20 protein-coding genes are annotated in these 20,327 nt (G+C 74.4%); 9 read left to right on the top strand and 11 right to left on the bottom strand.

The features are described 5' to 3' along the window. Positions 1–146 precede the first annotated feature (146 nt). The 5 genes from ACH47X_RS22150 to ACH47X_RS22130 form a co-directional block, all read right to left on the bottom strand. The gene (locus ACH47X_RS22150) at positions 147–674 is read right to left on the bottom strand and encodes a GNAT family N-acetyltransferase (protein ID WP_397407009.1); all 528 of its coding nucleotides are present in this window, start codon (positions 672–674) and stop codon (positions 147–149) included. Next, a complete protein-coding gene (locus tag ACH47X_RS22145; protein ID WP_397407007.1) occupies positions 671–1,207 on the bottom strand; it encodes a VOC family protein in 537 nt (178 codons plus the stop codon). The genes ACH47X_RS22150 and ACH47X_RS22145 overlap by 4 nt, the downstream gene beginning before the upstream one ends. Before the next feature lie 117 nt (positions 1,208–1,324). Beyond that, positions 1,325–2,317 carry a hypothetical protein gene (locus ACH47X_RS22140; RefSeq protein ID WP_397407005.1) on the bottom strand — a complete coding sequence of 331 codons (993 nt, stop codon included), beginning with the start codon at positions 2,315–2,317 and terminating at the stop codon, positions 1,325–1,327. Positions 2,318–2,684: 367 nt separating this feature from the next. Further along, positions 2,685–3,632: a siderophore-interacting protein gene (locus ACH47X_RS22135; protein ID WP_397407003.1), complete on the bottom strand. Its 948-nt coding sequence runs from the start codon at positions 3,630–3,632 to the stop codon at positions 2,685–2,687. 19 nt (positions 3,633–3,651) lie between these two features. Further along, the gene (locus tag ACH47X_RS22130) at positions 3,652–5,040 is read right to left on the bottom strand and encodes a DHA2 family efflux MFS transporter permease subunit (protein WP_397407001.1); all 1,389 of its coding nucleotides are present in this window, start codon (positions 5,038–5,040) and stop codon (positions 3,652–3,654) included. 112 nt (positions 5,041–5,152) lie between these two features. On the opposite strand from ACH47X_RS22130, the gene ACH47X_RS22125 reads away from it, so the two are divergent. From ACH47X_RS22125 to ACH47X_RS22095, 7 genes are all read left to right on the top strand, one after another. Continuing rightward, a complete protein-coding gene (locus ACH47X_RS22125; protein WP_397406999.1) occupies positions 5,153–5,692 on the top strand; it encodes a GNAT family N-acetyltransferase in 540 nt (179 codons plus the stop codon). Between the two features lie 76 nt (positions 5,693–5,768). After that, complete coding sequence (locus ACH47X_RS22120) at positions 5,769–6,404, top strand: GNAT family N-acetyltransferase (protein WP_397406997.1); 636 nt, start codon at positions 5,769–5,771, stop codon at positions 6,402–6,404. 64 nt (positions 6,405–6,468) lie between these two features. Then, positions 6,469–7,674 (top strand): enhanced intracellular survival protein Eis, encoded by a 1,206-nt coding sequence (locus ACH47X_RS22115; RefSeq protein WP_397406995.1) that lies wholly within the window; start codon positions 6,469–6,471, stop codon positions 7,672–7,674. 34 nt (positions 7,675–7,708) lie between these two features. Then, a complete protein-coding gene (locus ACH47X_RS22110) occupies positions 7,709–7,927 on the top strand; it encodes an SCO4848 family membrane protein (protein WP_397406993.1) in 219 nt (72 codons plus the stop codon). A 71-nt stretch (positions 7,928–7,998) separates the two neighbouring features. Further along, complete coding sequence (locus ACH47X_RS22105) at positions 7,999–8,592, top strand: TetR/AcrR family transcriptional regulator (RefSeq protein WP_397406991.1); 594 nt, start codon at positions 7,999–8,001, stop codon at positions 8,590–8,592. Then, positions 8,589–9,242: a pyridoxal 5'-phosphate synthase gene (locus tag ACH47X_RS22100; protein ID WP_397406989.1), complete on the top strand. Its 654-nt coding sequence runs from the start codon at positions 8,589–8,591 to the stop codon at positions 9,240–9,242. Before ACH47X_RS22105 ends, ACH47X_RS22100 begins: the two co-directional genes overlap by 4 nt. A gap of 31 nt (positions 9,243–9,273) precedes the next feature. After that, positions 9,274–9,990: a maleylpyruvate isomerase family mycothiol-dependent enzyme gene (locus ACH47X_RS22095; protein WP_397406987.1), complete on the top strand. Its 717-nt coding sequence runs from the start codon at positions 9,274–9,276 to the stop codon at positions 9,988–9,990. Between the two features lie 80 nt (positions 9,991–10,070). Here ACH47X_RS22095 and ACH47X_RS22090 read toward each other — a convergent pair whose 3' ends face one another. Next, entirely contained in the window at positions 10,071–11,030 is a 960-nt protein-coding gene (locus tag ACH47X_RS22090; RefSeq protein ID WP_397406985.1) for an SDR family oxidoreductase, read from the bottom strand. Positions 11,031–11,214: 184 nt separating this feature from the next. Here ACH47X_RS22090 and ACH47X_RS22085 point away from each other — a divergent pair, with 184 nt between their 5' ends. Both ACH47X_RS22085 and mqo read left to right on the top strand, forming a co-directional pair. After that, entirely contained in the window at positions 11,215–12,054 is an 840-nt protein-coding gene (locus ACH47X_RS22085) for a helix-turn-helix transcriptional regulator (protein WP_397406983.1), read from the top strand. Positions 12,055–12,162: 108 nt separating this feature from the next. Beyond that, positions 12,163–13,653, top strand: a complete 1,491-nt coding sequence (mqo, locus tag ACH47X_RS22080; protein ID WP_397406981.1) for a malate dehydrogenase (quinone) — start codon at positions 12,163–12,165, stop codon at positions 13,651–13,653. A 110-nt stretch (positions 13,654–13,763) separates the two neighbouring features. On the opposite strand, the gene ACH47X_RS22075 is transcribed toward mqo, so the two are convergent. From ACH47X_RS22075 to ACH47X_RS22055, 5 genes are all read right to left on the bottom strand, one after another. Then, positions 13,764–15,032, bottom strand: a complete 1,269-nt coding sequence (locus ACH47X_RS22075) for an MFS transporter (RefSeq protein ID WP_397406979.1) — start codon at positions 15,030–15,032, stop codon at positions 13,764–13,766. Between the two features lie 65 nt (positions 15,033–15,097). After that, positions 15,098–15,688: an ArsR/SmtB family transcription factor gene (locus ACH47X_RS22070; protein ID WP_397406977.1), complete on the bottom strand. Its 591-nt coding sequence runs from the start codon at positions 15,686–15,688 to the stop codon at positions 15,098–15,100. A gap of 69 nt (positions 15,689–15,757) precedes the next feature. Beyond that, positions 15,758–17,176, bottom strand: a complete 1,419-nt coding sequence (locus tag ACH47X_RS22065; RefSeq protein ID WP_397406975.1) for a hypothetical protein — start codon at positions 17,174–17,176, stop codon at positions 15,758–15,760. Continuing rightward, positions 17,157–18,671 carry a hypothetical protein gene (locus ACH47X_RS22060; RefSeq protein WP_397406973.1) on the bottom strand — a complete coding sequence of 505 codons (1,515 nt, stop codon included), beginning with the start codon at positions 18,669–18,671 and terminating at the stop codon, positions 17,157–17,159. The genes ACH47X_RS22065 and ACH47X_RS22060 overlap by 20 nt, the downstream gene beginning before the upstream one ends. After that, positions 18,668–20,143, bottom strand: a complete 1,476-nt coding sequence (locus ACH47X_RS22055) for a hypothetical protein (protein ID WP_397406971.1) — start codon at positions 20,141–20,143, stop codon at positions 18,668–18,670. The genes ACH47X_RS22060 and ACH47X_RS22055 overlap by 4 nt, the downstream gene beginning before the upstream one ends. Positions 20,144–20,327: the final 184 nt, after the last annotated feature.

The following is a 20,327-nucleotide window of genomic DNA, read 5'->3' as shown; positions in this document are numbered from 1 at the left end:
GGGGGGGGGGGGGGGGGGGCGGGCGCGGGGGGGGGGGGGGCGGGGGTGTGGGCGGGGGGCCCCCCCCGCCGCCCCCCCACCACCTGACATCCTGCCGACCACTCAGTTTCGGGCGAGCCGCTGCCCCGGACCGACGGCGGCGCCCCTCAGCCGTAGACCGGCGGGTAGCTGATCGCGCCGCGCAGGGTCGCGTCCGCCGGGTCGTAGGCCGGCAGCAGGTGGACCTGACCCACCTCGGGCGGGGCCCAGTCCGGCAGCCGCAGCTCGATCCCGTGGTCGCGGGCCGCGACGAACCCGAGCGCGCCGTAGTACGCCGGACTGCCCTCCAGCACGACGAACGGCTCGCCCGCCTGCCCGGCACCCGCGAGCACGGCCCGGACCAGGGCCGATCCGATACCACGCCGCTGATGCTCCGGCAGGACGCCGAGCGGGGTGAGCATCGCGACCGTGCGCTCTCCCGTCTCGCCCGTGAGGGTGCAGCCGGTGACCATGGCGTGGCCCACCACGGCGCCGTCGGACACCGCCACCAGCGACAGCGCCGGGCGGTAGATCCAGGACTCACGGATGCGGTCGACGCCGTCGGCGACCCGGTCCTCGCCGAACGCGGCGACCTGCACCGTGCGGATCGCGGGAAAGTCCTCCGGTGCCTCGGGCCGGATCAGCCAGTCGCTCACGCGCCGGCCGGGTCCGGGGTGCCCGCGGTGCCGACAGCACCTGCGCCGTCGGCCAAGCCCGCTGCGCCTGCGCCATCGGCCGGACCAGTGGTGCCCGACCCGTCGGCCGAGCCCGCGCCGTCTGCCGTAACGCCCTCGGCCGCCGCGAGCTCCGCCCGCGAGCGCAGCACGCAGAACTCGTTGCCCTCCGGGTCGGCGAAGGTCACCCAGCCCGACCCCGGCCCGTAGATGCCGCGGTGGTCGTTCACGACGGTGGCGCCGAGCCCCTTGACCCGTTCGATCTCGACGTCGCGCAGGTCCGCGCGCGGGCGCAGGTCGAGGTGCACCCGGTTCTTGACCGTCTTTGCCTCCGGCACCTCGATGAACAGCACGTCGACCCCCTCGCCGTCCGGGTCGACGATCATGCACTCCTCATGACCGGGCAGGTTGGGGTCGCCGGGCACGTCCTGGTATCCGAGCACCTGCTTCCACCACTCGGACAGCGCGTAGGGGTCGGACGAGTCCACGGTCACGTGCGAGACGAAAGAAGCCATGCCCGGGACCCTGACACAGCCGCCCCGGACAGGCCCAACGCATTAGGACGCGAGGGTGGTCGGCAGGACGTCAGGTGGTCGGTAGCTCGGAATGCCGACCACCTGACATTCTGCCGATCACCGTGCGGCCGCCTTGCGGGCCGGGCGGACCGGGGCGGGCGGGACGACCGGGTGGTGAGGCGGCGGCGGGAGGAGGTGCAGGGGTGTCAATGCCTTGCGGGTGGCAGGCGAGAGGCGGCGGAGGACGCGGTCTTCCGCCTCGGCGGGTGTGTCCGACGACGTCACGCGGACGACGCCCCAGTCCTCCTCGCGGAGGTGGTCCTCGCGGCGTTTCTCGTCGAACAGCGCGCGGTCGGCGTCGTGACCGGGGCCCAGGGCGCCTCGGGTGTACTTCACGCGCCCGTCGAACTCGGCCAGCAACCGGAACTCGGCCCAGCCGAGATCGGCACGGTAGTCGCCGTGCGGCGTGTGCACCTGGAGCTGTGTGGTCGGTCGAGGCAGGCCGGCCCGCAGCACGATGTACCGCAACCAGGTCTCCCACGCGGACTCCGCCCCCGGGTCCGCCAGCTCGAGCACCAGCCGTGCCCGACGCCGCCCGCGTGGGTCACGCCGAGCGTCCAGCACGGCCAGGGCGGCGGCCCGGTCCGTCCCGAGCGCGAGCGCGTGGTCGGCGATGACGAGCGCGAGCAGCGGGTGCAGCGCGACGCAGCAGTCGACGACCGTACGCTCCCGACTCGTCGTCGCGACGCCGTCGATCACGACCTTCTCGTCCTCGGTGAGGCCGAGAAGGTGGCGTGCGATGTCGCCGGCCGAGGCCGACGACGCACGGTACTTCTGCACGACGTGGACGCGGTCGGGCGGCTGCCACAGCCGGAGCCCGTGCAGCAGAGCGGCCGACTCGTGGCTCACCCACGCATCGCGAAGCTGCGCGGCGACCGCCAGCGTGCGCGCCAGGGCCCGGTCGTCGGCATCACGGAAACGGTCGCCGGTCGACGGCTGCCGAGCGCGATAGGCACCCCGGCGGATCTTCTCCGCCCGGTTGGCGCGGAGCGCTCTGCGCAACGCCTCTCGGTCATGGTGGCGAGCTAGGACGATCCCGGTCTGGTTCATGCCTCGACGGTGCCGTACATCCGCACGCCGTGGCGGGCGTCATGCCTGCGCCTGTGCACGAACCCCGAGAACCGGCACCTGTGGTCGCGCTCCCCGCAGCCCGGCCCCTCACTGAGGGTCTCGCTGCGCCGCGAACGATCTGCCCTGCACCCGGCACGGGCGTCAGCGATCAGCACGTGGTCGACCAAACATCGAGCGGCCGGAGCGGGCCGGGCGCTCGGCGAGGCGAGACGGTCGGCAGAACGTCAGACGGTCGGCAGAACGTCAGATGGTCGGTAGCTCGGAATACCGACCATCTGACATTCTGCCGACCACACGGAAGTGCCCCGACACCAGGCCCCAGCACCCGGCCCGCCCGGCGGAACTGTCAGCTCGGGGCGGCCTTCCCGTGCCGCCAGTAGCCCACGAAGTCGACGTGCGACTTGGGCACCCCGCGCTCGCCCACGAGGTGTCGGCGCGCACCCGTGGCCAGGGCCGACTCGCCGATCGTGAAGGCGTAGACATCGCCGCCGTGCGCCGACAGGTCCAGGGCGCACAGGTCCGCGAGCGCCGCCTGGCCCGGGACGGCCTGCGCGCCGTCCTGTCCGGCCGCGCCGTCCTGTCCGGCCGCGCCGTCCCCGGCAGCCTCGGACCGCACCACCCAGCGCACCTCGACGCCGGCCGGCGCGCGGAACTCCTGCTTGTCCGCGGCCGTGGGCACCTCGACGACGGCGACACCGCGCGCGTCGTCGGGCAGGGACTCGCAGATGCCCGCGACGGCGGGCAGGCCGGACTCGTCGGCGACCAGGAGCGTCCAGTCGTGGTCGTGCCGCGGGTTGTAGGCGACGCCCTGGTCGAGCAGGCCGACGCGCAGGCCCTGCTCGGCGGCCTGGGCGAACCCGGCCCCCGGCCCGGAGGCATGCCCAGCCGCATGCCCAGCCGCATGCCCAGCCGCTGGTCCGGCACCATGCCCGACGTCGTGCCCGCCCGCGGCGTCGTCGTCGCCCGCGTGCAGCACGAAGTCGACGTCGAGCTCGTTCAGGTCGGGGCGCGCGGCGCGGACCGTGTAGTTGCGCACCCAGGGGCGGCGGGCCCGGGGCGTGGTGAGGTACTCGGCGTACCAGAGCCCGGAGGTGCGCGTCGGCAGGCGGAGCATGTCCTGGCCTGCGCGCGGCAGGAAGAGGCGGAACCACTGGTCGTAGCCGGCGGGCGTGAACCGGTCGAGCTCGTCGCCGCCCAGGGTCACGCGCATCATGTTCGGCGAGACCTGCTTGGTGCTGATGACCTCGGCCATCACGACGTGCGGGTCGACGGCCCTGCGTCCCTTGAATGCCATGCACTGAGGTTAGGTATACCTAACTGGTTTTGACCAGGTTTGCGTCCGGATCTACTCCACGCACGTTGCGGATGCCCACCAGGGACAGCAGTCCGCCGAGCACGAGCAGACCCGCGGTGACCAGGAACGCCCGGTGCAGCGAGGCGACGTCGAGCACGCCGCCCGTGATGATGCCCGCGAACGCCACGGTCACCAGGCCCGCCACCCGCGCGACGGCGTTGTTCACGGCGGAACCGATGCCGGCGTCGTGCGTCGGGACGGCGCCGAGGATGGCGGCCGTGAGGGGCGCGACCGTGATCGAGAGGCCGAGCCCGAACACGAGCTGACCCGGCAGCACCTGCGTGACGTAGGCGGCGGTCTCGTCGATCGAGAGCATCAGGAGGAAGCCGATGCCGGCGATGATCGGCCCCACGGTCATGAACAGCCGCGGCCCGTACCGGCCGGCGAGCGTGCCGAACCACGCGGACAGAGCGATCATCGCGATGGTGGTGGGCAGCTGCGCCACCCCCGACCACGTGGCGGAGTACCCGGCGACCTGCTGCAGGAACAGGGTGAGCACGAAGCCGCCCAGGGACAGCGCGCCGTAGATGGCGGTGGTGGCCAGGTTGCCCCAGGCGAAGTTGCGCGCGCCGAACAGGCGCAGCGGCAGCATCGGGTCGGCCGAGCGCCGCTGGTAGAGGACGAACGCCACCAGCAGCACGGCACCCCCGATGATCGACGTGAGGATCAGCGGCGACGTCCACCCCAGCCGCGCCCCCTCGATCAGCCCGAACACGACGCCCGCGAGGCCGAGCGCGGCCAGCACCGCGCCGGGCACGTCGATGCGCCGGCCGGGCTCGCCCTCCGCGGCGGGCACCCCGCGCAGCAGCCAGAGGGTCACGATGATGACGGGCACGTTGATCCAGAACACCCAGCGCCAGGACACGAAGTCGACCAGCATGCCGCCCACGAACGGGCCGACGATCATCGCGCCGGTGGTCAGCGACGTCCACCGGCCGATCGCGCGCGACTGCGCCTCACCGCTGAACGTCGCGATGATGAGCGCCAGGGAGCTCGGCACCAGCAGGGCGCCGCCCACCCCCTGCAGGGCACGCGCGAGGACGAGGAACGGCCCGGTCGGCGCGAGCGCGCACAGCACGGAGGCGGCCCCGAACCCGACGAGCCCGATCGCCAGCACGCGCCGGCGACCGTAGACGTCGGAGACCGAGCCGGCCACCAGCATCAGCGCGCCGAGGGTAATGAGGTACGCGTCCACGACCCACTGCTGCAGAGGCAGCGCCTCCATGCCGGGACTCGCGAGCTCGTCCGCGATCGAGGGCAGGGCGACGCTCACCACCGTGCCGTCGAGAAAGGACACGAAGGAACCGAGGACGGCGACGACGAGGACTCGTCTCTGGAGCGTGGTCACGGCATCACGCTATGCCCGGCCACCCACATCCGCCCCGGGCGTCGCGAGGATTTCGCCCACCCATTCCTGCGCCGCTCACTACGCCGCCCCGCGCATCGGGCACGATCGGCACATGGACCTGACCATCCGCCCCGGGACCGCCGACGACGCGGCCGCGTGCGCCGCCATCTACGCCTTCTACGTGCGCGACACCCACATCAGCTTCGAGGCCGAGCCGCCGGACACCGCCGAGATGGCGCGGCGCATCGCGAGCTGCTCGGAGCGCCACGCCTGGCTCGTCGCCGTCGAGGCCGACACCGGCGCCGTCGTCGGCTACGCCTACGCCGCGCCCTACTCGCCGCGCGAGGCGTACCGGTGGGCGGCCGAGACGAGCGTCTACCTGGAGCAGGGCCGACGCCGGACCGGCGCGGGCCGTGCCCTGTACGAGGCCCTCTTCGAACGGCTCGCCGAGCGGGGCTACCGGCGGCTGGTGGCCGGCCTGGCCCTCCCGAACGAGGCGAGCATGGGTCTGCACACCGCGCTCGGGTTCGAGGTGGTCGGCACGTTCCACCAGATCGGCTGGAAGCACGACCGCTGGCACGACGTCGCACGCCTGCAGAAGGACCTCGCGCCCACCCTGGGCGAGGCCCCGCCGTCGGGCGAGCCGGGCTGATCTACCTGGTCAGACGGTCGTCGTCAATTCCGCGCTGCGATCATCGCGCCCGTCCGGAACACGAAAGGATCCGGGCATGGACAGCATCGTCCGCGTCGCGACTCCCGACGACGCCGCAGCCTGCGCCGCCATCTACGCCCCCTTCGTGGCCGACTCGGCGGCGACGTTCGAGACCCGCCCGCCGGACGCCCGCGAGATGACGCGGCGCATCGAGCGGTTCTTCGGCCGCGAGACGTGGCTCGTGCTCGAGTCGCACGGAGAGGTGGTGGGGTTCGCCTACGCCAAGCCTTTCGCGGACCGCCCGACGTTCCGCTGGACGCTCGAGACCAACGTGTACGTGGCGACCGACCACCAGCGCGTGGGCGGCGGGCGCGCCCTGTACGAGGCGCTCCTGACGCGGCTCGCGCGCCGTGGTTACCACCGTGTCGTGGCCAGCATCGTGCTGCCGAACGACCCCGCGATCGCGCTGCACGAGGCCGTCGGGTTCCACCGCGCGGGCGCGTTCGAGAAGATCGGCTGGAAGCTGGGCGCGTGGCGCGACGCCGTCCTGTTCCAGCGCGACCTGGTGGCCGACGACGGCCTGGCCCCGGGCAACCGCACCGCCGACGCCGAGCTGCAGGGCCTGCTCACGCCGGAGCCCCTGGAGGTCACGCGCACCCCGCTGCTGCGCCCGCACCCTGCGGAGGACCAGGTCGCTTATTTCGGCGACTAGTTCTCGTTGCCGCTTCTGCATTTGCGCTCGCCCCGTCCCCCGCCGGTTGCCTAGGGTCGCCTGCATGACTCCCACCGTGCGCCGGATCGAGTACACCGACCAGCCCGACTACACCCGGCTGGGCGGCGAGGCGTTCGGCGTGCCCGCGGCCGGCCCCACGGTGCCGACGAGCGAGGAGTGGGCCGCGTCGGGCTTCCGCGAGTGGGGCGCGTTCGACGACGACGGGCTGGCCGCCCGCCTGCGGGTCTACGGGTTCACGTCGTGGTTCCACGGCGAGCGCGTGCCGACGGCGGGTGTCGCGGGCGTGGCGGTGGAGCCCGAGCGGCGCGGTTCGGGGCATCTCGCGCGCCTGTTCGGCGCGGCGCTCGACGAGGCCAGGGAGCAGGGCGACGTCCTCTCCACGCTGTTCCCGTCGGCGCCGGGCATCTACCGGCGCCTGGGTTACGAGGTGATCGGCTCGTTCGACGACGTCGACGTGCCGCTGCAGAACCTGAACCGCGTGTCCGCGCCCGCCGGGGTGACGACGCGCCGGGCCGGTACCGCCGACTTCGACGCCGTCGTCGCCGTGCACCGCCGCTGGGCTGCCGTGCAGAACGGGCCGGTGTCGCGGGCGGAGAAGCCGTTCTGGACGCCGCCGGAGAAGTTCTTCGCCGACTACACGGGCGTGACGCTGGCCGTCGACGCGGCGGGCGAGACGGTCGGCTTCGCGAGCTGGAACCGCGGCGAGGGGTACACGCCGGCCACGACGGTCATGGAGATCGACGACCTGATCGCCCTGACCCCCGACGCGGCGCGAGCCCTGTGGCGCACGCTCGGCACCTTCTCGACGGTGGTCGGCACGGCGCGCGTGGCGACGTCGGGCCTGGATCCCGCGTGGCTGGTGCTGCCCGACCTGTCCACCAGCGTGCACGCCGCGCACCCGTACATGCTGCGGGTCCTGGACGTCGCGGGTGCGCTCGGCGGCCTGTCGTCGGTGCTGGAGGGCGCGCGCGTGCCGTTCGCCGTCCGCGGCGCGGCGGGCCTCGCGGGCGCGTGGACGCTCACGGTGTCGGACGGCGTCACGCACCTGGAGCGCGACGCCGTCGCCGTCGAGGACGCGCACCACGAGCGTCCGGTGCTCGGCCCGAACGGCCTGGCGCTGCTGTACGCGGGCGCGCAGTCGGCGGCGAACCTGCGGATCGGGGGCCACCTGACCGGCCCGGCCGACCACGACGCCGTCCTGACGGCCCTCTTCGCGGGCCGCCAGCTCCACGTCCGCGACTACTTCTGACGGGGCCCGCCCGGGCCGGGCGGATAATCAGCACGTGGAGATCCCTGTCGCCTGGTCCGTCGTGCTCATCGTCACCGCCCTGTGGAACCTGCTCATCTGGCCACGGTTCTGGCAGCGCATCGTCGCCGACCCCCGGTCGCGGGACGCCGACGGCCGCCCCACGACGTTCCTCACCGTGCACTCCGTGCTGATCGCCGTCTCGCTCGTCCTCGGGCTGGCGGTCGGCGTCCTGGGCGTGCTCACCCTGCTCTGACCCGCCGCGTCCCGGCACGTCACCGGCCTTTTTCGGTTGTAACCATACCTGGAGGTAGGTATGGTGCGGGCATGAGCACCACCACCTCCGCGCGCGACCGCCTCGTGGGCGCCGCCCAGGACCTCTTCGCCGCCCAGGGCGTCGGGCCGACGAGCCCGCGCGCCGTGCTGGCGGCGTCGGGCGTGGGGCAGGGCAGCCTCTACCACCACTTCCCCACCAAGCACGACCTGGCCGTGGCCGCCGTCGGCGCCACCGTGGACGACGCGCTCACCCGCGCGCTGCGCACCCTCGGCGGCGACTCCCCCGCCGTCGAACGCCTGGTCGCCTACCTGGAAAGGCCGCGCGACGCGCTGGCCGGCTGCAAGATCGGCCGCCTCACCTCCGACCAGGCGGTGATGGACGACGATGGCCTGCACGACGTGGTGACCGCCTACTTCGTGCGGCTGCTCGGCACGCTCACCCAGGTCCTGCGCGAGACCGGGCTGCCCGACGACGCGGCCCGCGACCGCGCGCACGCCGCCCTCGCGATCATCCAGGGCGGCTACGTCCTGGCCCGCGCCACGCGCGACCCGGACGCCCTCGCCGCCGCGGTGCGGGGTTTCGTCGGCCTGTTGACCCACGACCTGCCGAACCAGAACCCACCGACCCAGGAGAACAACTCATGACCTTCCGCGAGCGCCTGCGCGCGCTGCCCGCCTTCGCCCGCACCGGCCTGCCGGCCTTCGACACCGCGGCCGCTCCCGACGCCCCGCACGACCTGTTCGTGGCGTGGCTGGAGGGGGCGATCGACGCCGGGATCCTGGCCCCGCAGGCCGCGACGCTGTCGACGGCGGACGCCGCCGGGCGGGTGCACGCCCGCACGCTGGTGCTCAAGGACGTGACGGCGGACGGCTGGTGGTTCGCCTCCCAGTCCTCGGGGCCGAAGGGGCGCGACCTGGCGGCCAACCCGCACGCGGCGCTGACGTTCTTCTGGCCGGAGCTCGGCCGGCAGGTGAAGGTGACGGGCACGGCGGCGTCGGCGGGGCCGGAGGCGAGCCGGGCCGACTTCCTGGCACGGTCGGACCTGTCGCGCGCGTCGGGCCTGGTGAACCGGCAGAGCGAGCCGCTCGGCTCCGAGGAGGAGTACACGGACGCGTTCGCCGAGGCGCTGCGCGCCGTCACCGCCGACCCGGAGCTCGCCGCCCCGGACTGGACCGCGTACGTGCTGGCCCCGACGTCGGTCGAGTTCTGGCAGGCGCCGGACGACGGCCCGCACACCCGCCTGCTGTACACGGCGGAGGCCGATGGCTGGTCCAAGGGCCTGCTCTGGCCCTGACCCCCTCTACCACCCGACGAAGGGAACCCCTGTGACGACCCCCAGCACGCCCTCCACCGCCATGCCCGACGCTTCCGCACCCACCGGCGCCGACCTGGTCGACCACGCCCGCACCGACTCGGCGGCCGGGCTGGACGACCTGCTGCTCGCCGTCGGGCGGCTGACCGCCGCCGACCTCGCCGGCCCGTCGCCCCTGGAGGGATGGACGCGCGGGCACGTCCTGTCGCACGTCGCGGGCCTGGGCGCGGCGATGGCCGGGCAGGCGCAGGCCGCCGGGCGCGGCGAGGTGGTGCCGGTCTACGCGAGCCCGGAGGCGCGCACCGCCCTGATCGAGGCGGGCGCCGGGCGCACCGTCGCCGAGCACCTCGCGGCGCTGAGCGCCGTGCGCGACGACCTGGCGCGGGCCTGGCCGCAGGCAGGCTCGCAGCTGTGGGACGCCCCGAGCGGGTACCGCGGCGGCCCGCTGTCGGGCTGCGTGCTCGCCTGGTGGCGCGAGGTGCGGATCCACTCGGTGGACGCCCTGCAGGGCACGGCCCAGGAGGTCGGCTACGACACGTGGGACGACGCCCTGTGCACGCACCTGCGGGACTTCCTCGCGGTCCGGCTGCCCGCCGGTGTGACGGTGGGCGACGTCGCCGGCGACCCCCGCGACGTCACCGTCTGGCTGGCCGGCCGGGTCCCGGCGACGCCGCTGCCGGGCGACGTGCCCGAGCTCGGCCCGTGGCCGTCGGCGACGCCGGCCCGCTGAGCCCCGGCGAGCCGCCCCGGCGCACCGTGTCAGACGCTCGGTTCACAGAGTGTTCCGAGCGCCTGACACGTCCGGGGCGCTCACGGGCGCTCCCCCACGCCGGCGTCGAGGCTGACCCCGGTGAGGCGCTCGGAGAGCTCCCACACCCGCGCGGCGTCCTGCGGGCTGCGCAGCGGCGCGTACATCCGCTGCTCGGCGGGCGCGCCGCCGAGGTTGCCGGGTCCGCCCGGGCCGTAGAGCGCACCGGGCCGGGCGGCGGGGTCGGTCGCGGCCATCAGCGCGGGCAGGCCGGCGGTCCGGGCGGTGCCGAGCAGGATGCCGTGCTCGGACAGCCACCGGATCAGCCGGATCTGCGGCGTGTCCTCGCTGCGCCCGAGCTCGGGGCGCGCGGCGAGCAGGCTGGTCGGCGCCACGCCGGGGTGGGAGAGGTTGCTCGTGATGCCCCAGCCCGCCGCCGCGCTGCGCCGCTGCAGCTCCAGGCCGAACAGCCCGAAGGCGATCTTGGACTGGCTGTAGGCGCGCATACCGTCGTACCCGCGCTCCCAGTTCACGTCGTCCCAGTTGATCGAGCCGCTCCGGGCCGCGACGCTGACCTGCGAGGTCACGCGGGCACGGCCCGCGCGCAGGAGCGGCAGCACCGCGCCGACCAGGGCGAAGTGGCCCAGGTGGTTGGTGCCCGTCTGCAGCTCGAACCCGTCGGCGGTGGTCTGCCGGCTCGGCGGCCGCATCACGCCCGCATTGTTGATCATGAGGTGGATCGGCTGCCCGTCGGCGCGCAGGGCCTGGCCCAGCGCGGCGACCGAGGCCAGCGAGGACAGGTCGAGGCTGCCCGGCACGAGGCGTGCGTCCGGCACGGTGCGCCGGATCGTGGCCATCGCCGCCTCGCCCTTGCGCTGGTTGCGCACGGGCATGAGCACCTCGGCTCCGGCCGCGGCCAGACGGGTGGCCATGACCAGACCCATCCCGTCGCTCGCGCCGGTGATCAGCGCGCGCTTCCCGGCCAGGCTCGGCACGGTGATGTCGATCGGTGTGCGTGACATGGTCCCGCTCCTTCGTGTTGGCGACGTTGGACTCGATCCTCAGCGGCCGGCCGGGACCTATCCAGGGCCTGCCGATCACAGGCTCGCCGGGTCACGGGTCGGCCCCCTAGAGGGGGATCGGCGGGCCGTGGCTCCGCCGTCGCGCACACGGTAGAAAGAGCGGGACTCAACACAAGGGGGCACCGTGATCGATCGCACCGGGCTGGCGGAGTTCCTCCGCCGACGCCGCGAGCTGCTGCAGCCCGAGGACGTCGGGATGCCGCGCGGCCGGCGCCGTCGTACCAGCGGGCTGCGGCGCGAGGAGGTCGCCGTGCTGTGCAACATGTCGACGGACTACTACTCCCGCCTGGAGCGGGAGCGCGGGCCGCACCCGTCGGAGCAGATGATCGCCTCGATCGCGCAGGGGCTGCACCTGTCGCTGGACGAGCGTGACCACCTGTTCCGGCTGGCGGGGCACCGGCCGCCGGTGCGCGGCACCACCAGCGAGCACATCAGCCCAGGCCTGCTGCGCATCCTGGACCGCCTCGACGACACCCCGGCGGAGATCGTCACCGAGCTCGGCGAGACCCTGCGCCAGACACCGATGGGTGTCGCCCTGACCGGGGACACGACCGGATTCACCGGGCCGGAGCGCAGCATCGGCTTCCGCTGGTTCACCGACCCCGCCACGCGCGAGCTCTACGCGCCGCAGGAGCACGAGTTCCTGACCCGCATGTTCGCCTCGGGCCTGCGGCAGGTCGCGACCGTCCGCGGGCCAGGCTCCCGCGCCGCGCACTACGCGGAGCTGCTCCTGGACCGCAGCGCGGAGTTCCGGCGGGTGTGGGAGGAGCACGAGGTCGGCGTCCGCCCGCACGAGGTGAAGCACTTCGTGCATCCCGAGGTCGGGGCGCTGGAGCTGACGTGCCAGTCCCTGCTCGACCCGGACCAGTCGCACCGGCTGCTCGTCTACACGGCCCTGCCCGGCAGCGAGAGCCACGAGAAGCTGCGGCTGCTGTCCGTGCTCGCCCCGCAGGCGGTCCGATGAGCCACGTCGCCGCCCGTGCCCATACCGTGAGCGAGGTCACGGGACACATCACGTGATTCATGCCACAGCGCTCGTTCCTCTTTTCACAAGCGCGCTATCTTTCTGAGCGTGACTTCTTACCTCCAGACAGCCCCTCGTCCCTCCGAAGAGGTCGACGTCGCGCTGATCGGCGGAGGGATCATGAGCGCCACCCTCGGCGCGCTGCTCACGATCCTCGAGCCGACCTGGCGTGTCGGGATCTACGAGCGCCTCGACGAGGTGGCCCTCGAGTCGTCGAACCCGTGGAACAACGCGGGCACCGGCCACGCCGCCCTCTGCGAGCTGAACTACACCCCGGAGCGCAAGGACGGCTCCGTCGACATCTCCAAGGCGGTGAAGATCAACGAGCAGTTCCACACCTCCCGCGAGTTCTGGAACCACCTGCTCACCGCCGGGCTGATGGAGGGCACCGACTTCATCAACGTCACGCCGCACATGACGTTCGTGCGCGGGGCCGAGAACGTGGACTTCCTGCGCCGTCGCTATGACGCGCTGAGCGCCCACCCGCTGTTCCGCGACATGGAGTTCAGCTCCGACCCCGCCGTCATCGGCTCGTGGGCCCCGCTGATGACGCTGGACCGCGACGCCGACGAGCCCATCGCCGCCACGCGCGCCACGGCCGGCACCGACGTCGACTTCGGCTCGCTCACCAAGAAGCTGATCGGCTTCGCCACCTCGGGCAACACCGAGCTGCACGTGAACCACGAGGTGCGCGGCCTGAAGAAGCTGCGGGACGGCCGCTGGCGCCTCACCCTGAACGACCGCTCCTGGAACGCCGGCACCCGGCGCCGCACCGTGACCGCGAAGTTCGTCTTCGTCGGTGCCGGCGGCGGCGCGCTGCCGCTGCTGCAGGCCTCGGGCATCAAGGAGGCCCGCGGGTACGGCGGCTTCCCGATCTCGGGCGAGTTCCTGCGCACCGCGAACCCCGAGATCGTGGCCCGGCACAACGCCAAGGTCTACGGCAAGGCCGACGTCGGCGCCCCGCCGATGTCCGTGCCGCACCTGGACACGCGCATCGTGGACGGCAAGAGCTACCTGATGTTCGGCCCGTACGCCGGGTTCAGCCCCAAGTACCTCAAGAAGGGCAAGTACCTGGGCCTCATCACGTCGCTGCGCCTGCACAACGTCTTCTCGATGCTCGGCGCCGGCGTGAAGAACCTCGACCTCACCGGCTACCTCGTCGGCCAGGTCGCGGCCGCCCCGGAGACCAAGTTCCACGAGCTGCAGCGCTTCATGCCGACGGCCCAGCCCGCCGACTGGGAGAAGATCACCGCGGGCCAGCGCGTGCAGGTCATCAAGTGGGTCAAGGGCAAGGGTGGCGTGCTGGAGTTCGGCACCGAGGTCGTGGCCTCCGCCGACGGCACCATCGCCGGCCTGCTGGGGGCCTCCCCGGGCGCGTCGACCGCCGTCGCCGCGATGACCGGCCTGCTGGAGCGCTGCTTCCCCGCCGACTACGCGAAGTGGAAGCCGCAGCTCACCTCGATGATGCCGAGCCTCGGCGGCGTCGACTACGACGCGGCCCAGCTCGCCCAGGCGGAGACGGTCCCGGCAGGCGCCTGAGGCCGCGCCGGAGCAGTCGAACGTAGGGGTGGTCGCTCTCTCAGCCCCGAGAGAGCGACCACCCCTACGTTCGTCGGGATCGGCGAGGCCGACCGCGGCAGCGGGACCGGTCAGCCGCCCAGCGGGCCCACCGGGAGCTCGCGGAGGCGCGCCAGCGGCGAGACCAGGATGCTCCACGTGGCGAGGCAGTGGATCGCGGCCATGAGCAGGATGGTCTCGCGGACCCCGAGCACCCCGCCCAGCCAGCCCGCGACGACGCCGGCCGCCGGCATGGTGCCGAAGTTGACCACCTGCATCACCGTCATCACGCGCCCCCGCAGCCCCGCGGGCACGTAGCGCAGGCGCCACGCGTTGCGGACCACGTTGCCCGAGACCACGCACAGGCCGACCAGGAAACCGCCGGTCCCGCTGATCGCCGCGCCCCACCCCGGCAGGCCCGCGCCCACGAGCAGCGCCGTGGGACCGGAGGCCACGAGCAGCACGGTGGAGGCGCGCCCGCTGCCCAGGCGCGCGCTCAGGTACGGGGCTGCCACCGCGCCGACGACACCACCCGCGCCCGCCAGCGCGAGCACCGCACCCACCCCGGCCTCCGAGAGCCCGAGGTCGCGCACCAGGAACAGCACCAGGAGCGCCCCGTAGCCGGTGAGCCCGAAGTTCGACGCGCCACCCATGCCCACGAACCACGGGAGGTAGCGGTCCCGGCGGACCAGGTCGACGCCCTCCCGGATGCGCGCCGCGAGCGGCTCGGCCGGGCCCGCTGGCCGGGCCGCCGGGTGGGCCGGCCGGATGCGCCACAGGCACACCGCCGACCACAGGAACGTCACGGCGTCGAGCGCGAGCCCGAGCGCCGCCGTCAGCCACTGTGCCAGCAGACCACCCAGGCCGGGGCCCGCGACGTTCGCCGCGGACTCCGTGCCGAACAGGCGCGCGTTCGCCGGCTCGAGCTGGTCCGCGGGCACCACCTCGGGCAGGAACACCTGGTAGGCCGTGCGGAAGAACACGGTGCACACCCCGCCCACCATGGCGACCACCGTGAGCTGGACCAGGGTGAGGACCCCGAGCGCGAACGCGACGGGCACGCTCGCGAGCGAGACGGCGGCGGCCAGGTTGGCGGCGATCATCACGGCCCGGGCGGGGAGCCGGTCGACCCAGGCACCCACCGGCAGCCCGACGACGAGCCAGGGCAGCCACGCGGCCGCGGTGATCAGGCCCATCCAGGCCGGACCGGCGTCGAGCTGCGTCACGGCGAGCAGCGGCAGCAGGGCCGACGTCGTCGCGTTGCCGACGACGCTCACGCCCTCCCCCAGCCAGAGGAGTCCGAAGGCCCGGTTGCGGGCCAGGGGGACGGCAGGCTCAGTGGGCGCGGTCGACGTCGTCATGCCAGCAGGCTATATGTACAAGCGCTCTTGTACAATGGTCCTTGCAGGATTGCTCCCGGACCGGACTACGGGCGGGACGGGAAGGCCCGCGCGAACAGGAAGACGTGCTCGGCGCGCTCCCCGGCCGCCTTCTCGTCCGGCGCCGCCGCGCTTCCCCGCTCCTTCCAGCGCAGCACCACCTCGTTGATCTCGGCGCTCAGCTGCTCCAGCTCACCGGGGGTCAGGCGCAGCCAGCTGTCGGTGGAGAGCTCGGCCCGGCTCCACTCGTCGTCCTGCTCGGACCGCTCCAGCCAGGCCCGGGCCCGCTCGACCTGGCGCGCCAGCATGAACTCCTCGGCGGCCACCGCCTGCCGCTGGCTCTCCGCGTCCGGGGGCAGGGTCGACCGGCCCCACGTGATGGACCGCGCCGCCCGCCGCCACCAGCGCTCACGCCGGTCGCGGGCCAGCTCCGGCGCCTCCTCGACGAGCTCGGCGGACGCCAGCACCCGCATGTGGTGGCTGATGCTCCCGACCGCCAGCCCCGTGCGCTCCGCCAGGGTCGACGCCGTGGCCGGCCCGTCGGCGGTCAGCGAGTCGAGCAGGCGGGAGCGGGCCGGGTTGGCCAGGGCCGTGACCGCCCTGGCCTCGGTGAGCGTGCGGACGTCGTCGGTAGCCATGCAGGCAGGGTAGGACGGCGCCACGGGCGGCGTCGCCCCCGGCACCCTCGCCCCGGGCGCCGCGCGGGTTCAGCCCGCCAGGGCCGTCAGCAGCTCCGACCAGCGGGCGAGGACGGCGTCGACCGTGGCGACCGCCGTCGGGGTGCGGGGCATGCGGGCGCGGACCACGATTCCGTCGTCCGTGCGGGACACCCAGACCTGCAGGTCGTCGGCCCGGGTCGCGGCCGAGACGTGGTGCGCGGCCCGCCCGGCCGACGCCGTGTGCCCCGGCAGCCGCCGGTAGTCCAGGTAGGACACCTGGAAGATGTCGACGCGTGGGAACCGCAGGGGGGCGGGCAGCGTCTCGACGACCTGCTCGAGCGGCACGGCGGCCAGCTCGCGCGCGGCCCGTAGCGCCTTGCCCGTGGTGGCCAGCGCGCCGTCGGCGCCGTCGCCGGTCTCGATCCGCAGCGGCACCGTGGTGGTGTGCCAGCCGACGGCGCGACGGGCGGCGGCGTCCTCACGGGTGTGCACGGGCAGCAGGGTCTCGAGCGTGGCGGGCCCGCCCAGGTCCGCGACGGCACAGGCGAGGGTGACCAGCACGGCCGCCGACGTCGACGCGCCGGCCGAGCGGGCGCGCGCCGCGACGGCGTCCGCGGTCGCGGCGTCGGCCAGCGGGCGCACGACGGTGCGCTGCGGCGCCCGCTCGCCGTCCGGCACCCCGAGGGGCAGCGGGAACGTGGGCAGCGCCCAGCCGCGGTCCCGCAGGAACCCGTGCCAGGTCGCCAGGCGCGGGTCGTCGGCGGCGACGAAGGGCGGTCCGGCGACGTCGGCCGGGTCGGACGGCGCGGCCTTGCCGGACGGCGCGGCGAGGTCGGCAGGGTCGGCCACGATCGCGGCCGCACCCGCGGGCTCGGCAGGTGCGGAACCACGGCGCCGGGCGGGACCGGCCTCCGCCGCGTGCTCGGCGTACCGCGCCGCCAGCTCGTCGACGACGACGGTGGTGGACCAGGCGTCGGTGTGCAGGTGGTCCATGCCGAGCACGACGGTCGACCGGTCCGGGCGGCTGATCGCGGCGGGCAGGAACGCGGGGTAGCCGAACGGCGCGCACCGGCGGGAGAGCTCGGCCACGAGGAGCTCGCGGGTGTCGTCGGCCGTCCGGGTGACGGGGCCCTCCTGCCGCCGCCACGCCAGCCCGGTCGCGGCGTGCCGCACCAGGCCCACGGTCCGCGGGGCCGGCCGGCGGACGGCCTCGACCCGCAGGCCCGGGTGGGCGGCCACGAGGTCGCGGAAGGCAGCCTCCAGGGCGTCGCGGTCCACGGGCCCGTCGACGTCGAACGCGGCGGTGATCCATACGCTCGGCTCGCCGTCGTGGGCGCCCAGCAGGTGGTTGCGCTGGTTGTAGGTGAGCGCCGACGGCGTCGCCACGAACCCCGCGCGCGGCGTGACGTCCCAGGTGATCACCTGGCCCGGCGCCGGCTCCCAGAGGTCAGCCGAGAGGACCCGCACCGGCCGCCTCCAGGCGCTCGTCCCGGACGGCGACCGCCGCCGCGAACGTGGCCCGCAGCTCGGCGAGGTAGCGGTCCACGGCGGCCTGCGCCGCGGGGGTGTCCGGCGTCTGCGTGACGACGTACAGCCGCTCGTGGTCGCGGTTGACCCACAGCGACGCGTTCGCGGTGCGGCCCTCGCCCGTGAAGTGCAGGCCGTTGTCGTAGGCGGGCCGTCCCACGCCGGGGAACCGCCGCAGGTCGAGGTAGCTGATGAGCTGCGGGCTGCCGAGGGAGGCCGGGTCGAGCACGCCGCCGGCCAGCATGACGCCGAGCGCGGCGTGCACCGGCACCTCCGCGACCTTCCTGGCCTGGCGGAACGCCGCGTCCGCGACCGGCAGGACGGCGGCGAACGAGGCCGGGCCGCCGTCGGGCACGGGGACGGTGACCGGCGCGAAGTTGCACAGCCAGCCCTGGGTGGTCTCGAATCCGGGCCCGCGCGTGCCGACCACGGTGACGCCGAACCAGGCGTCCGCTCCGGTCAGCCGGGTGTCCGTCAGCGCGATCCCCGCGAACACGGCGCCGGTGAACCGGGCGCCCCGTTCGGCGGCGAGCTCGTCCATGCGGGCGAGGCCGGCGGCGTCCAGCAGGGTCGCCGACCGGATCTTCACGGGCGCGGTCTCACCGGGCGGCAGGCCGAGGTCCAGCGCGAACTGCGGCAGCTTTCCGCCGTGCGCGGTCACGGCGTCGGACCAGGCCTGGATCTGGGGCGCGTCGGCCGGGGTCGCGGCGGCGAGCTCGTGCTCCGCGCGGGCGTGTGCCAGGAACGAGCCGGCGGTGGGCGGCGGCTCGGGTCTCGACGGGCCCGGCCCCCGGGAGGCGCCGGGCTCACGGGCCGCGCCCGGCTCGGCGAGCTCCTCCGTGTACAGCTCCTCGATCTCGCTGAGCACCATGAGCTGCGACCCGCCGTCGGTGAACGCGTGGTCGCAGCCCCAGAACAGTCCGAACCCGTCGTCGGTCACGACGGCGCCGAGCGCGAACGGCGCCCACGAGTCGGGGCGGCACGCCGCGTCGAAGGTCGCGGTGAGGTGCCCGGTGACCCATTCGTCCCACGACAGGCCGGGGGCCGGCGAGAGAGCGGGCACGGGCTCGGCCGTGAACCCTACGGCCTCCGCGGGGACCAGGTGCCGCACCGGGGCGCCGCCGTCGGCGCAGGGGTCGACGTCGAACCAGGTGCGCAGGCCCTCGTGCCGCCGCACGAAGCGGGTCAGGGCGCGGGCCAGGGCGGCGCCGTCGAACGGCCCGTCGAGGTGGGTCGCGGTGCCGGTCCAGGCCCGGTGCGTGCCGCCGGACGCGCGGCGCGCCGCGAACGCGCGCAGGTGGTCGCCCTGCAGGAACGACGGCGGCCCGGGGTCCACCGGGGCCGTCTGCGCGGCGGCGAGCGCCTCCGGCGTCGGCCGTAGGTGGACCACCCGCCCGGGGCGGGTGGTCCAGGTGCCCATGGCGCCGAGGATCATGCGACCGCTCCGATCGTGCCGGCGGTGCCGAAGGCCCGGAAGGCGGCGCGCAGCTCCTCGATCAGGGCGTCCATGGCGGCGTGCGCCTCGGGGGTGTCGGGGTGGCGGATGGAGACGTTCAGCCCGTCGTGGGTGCGCAGGAACCAGAGGTAGAGCTCGTCGGTGCCGTACGCGGGGCTGCGCAGGGTGCGGGCGTCCCAGGCGCTCCAGCGTTCGGCGCCGGGCACGAACCGGGTGTCCACGTACGAGACGGCGAGGTGCGGGCCGTCGGTGATGCCGCCCAGCTCGGCGATGCGCGCGAACGAGTAGCGCACCAGGGGCTTGCCCGCCGCGACCGCGGCGTGCACGCGCTCGACGGCGGTGGTCAGGGCGTCGCCGTCGACCATGCGGGCGGGGCCGCCACGGCCGTCGACCTCGCGCAGCAGGGGGTCGGTGCCGGTCAGGTCGAGGTCCACGGGGCACAGGCCCACGTACCAGCCGACGGCGGCGGCGTGCTGCGGCGCGTAGCGGGTGTGCATCGGCAGCACGAACCGGAGCCGGTCGAGGCCGTGCACCCGGCGCGCGGCGTGCGCGAACGCGGCCAGCACGCCGGACTGGGCGGAGGCGCCGCGGGCCCGGCTGCGGGCGCTGAGGTCGTCGGTCTGGTCCACGGTGGCGAGCCACGCGGAGCGGGACGCCTGCGGACGGGCGGCCTCGGCGGCGTCGGCGGCGGGGCGGGTGACGGCGCCGTAGCGCGGGAAGGTCGCGTCGGGGCCGAGGAAGTCGAGCCAGCGGTGCACGGGCTCGCCGTCGGCGGCCAGCGTCATGGCGAGCTTGCGGTCGTCGGCGGAGAAGTCGACGTGGGAGCCCACCTCGAGGGTGCGCAGCTCGGCGTCCCGCACGCCGCGGCGGGCGGCGTCGTACAGCGAGACGATCTCCTCGAACCACAGGAGCTGGGAGTAGGCGTCCATGACGGAGTGGTCGGCGCCGAAGGCGAGCACGAAGCCGTCGGCGCCGGCCGGGTCGTCGCCGGCCGGGTCGCTGCCGCCACCGGGAGCGGCGGGCACCACGGTGGCCAGCACGCAGTGCGGCCACGCGGTCGGGGAGACGTCGGCGAGCAGGCTGGGCAGGAGCGCAGCGACCTGGTCGGCGCTCAGGTCGCCCACCACCAGGTCACGGATGGCGACCGCCTCGGCGGGGGCGGTCACGCGCCGCCAGCCGGCTCCGGCGTCGCGCGTGACGGTGGTGCGCAGCACCTCGTGCCTGCTCACCCAGGCGTGGATCGCGCGGCGCAGCGGCTCGGGCTCGTACGGTCCGGGCACCCGCAGCACCGACCCGATCCAGGACCCGGGGGCGGAGTCGCGCAGGTGCGCCTCGTGCCCCGGGGACAGTGCGCGGGGGTCCTGCTGCCACCGCCCGGCGTCGGCGCGCGGCGTCCAGGACGTCACGGTTCCGGCGGGCAGGTCGTAGGCCGACAGCTCGGTGTATTCCATGCGTGCGCGTCCCTCGATCGGTCTGTGGGCACGGCCAGCACGACGTCGGACGAGTTCCGCGGTCCCCTTGCGGCGACCTTTATACCGGATTCGCCGGGTGAAAGTTAGTCCCCCCGTAATGCCCGGTATGGTCACGTGCTGAAGCCCACGGTCCCCTCGGGACCGGTATCCGACCCGGGAGACG

The sequence above is a fragment of the Promicromonospora kroppenstedtii genome (assembly GCF_044389675.1).
Classification (GTDB): Bacteria; Actinomycetota; Actinomycetes; order Actinomycetales; family Cellulomonadaceae; genus Promicromonospora; species Promicromonospora kroppenstedtii.
This window is presented reverse-complemented; position numbering and strand designations above follow the sequence as displayed.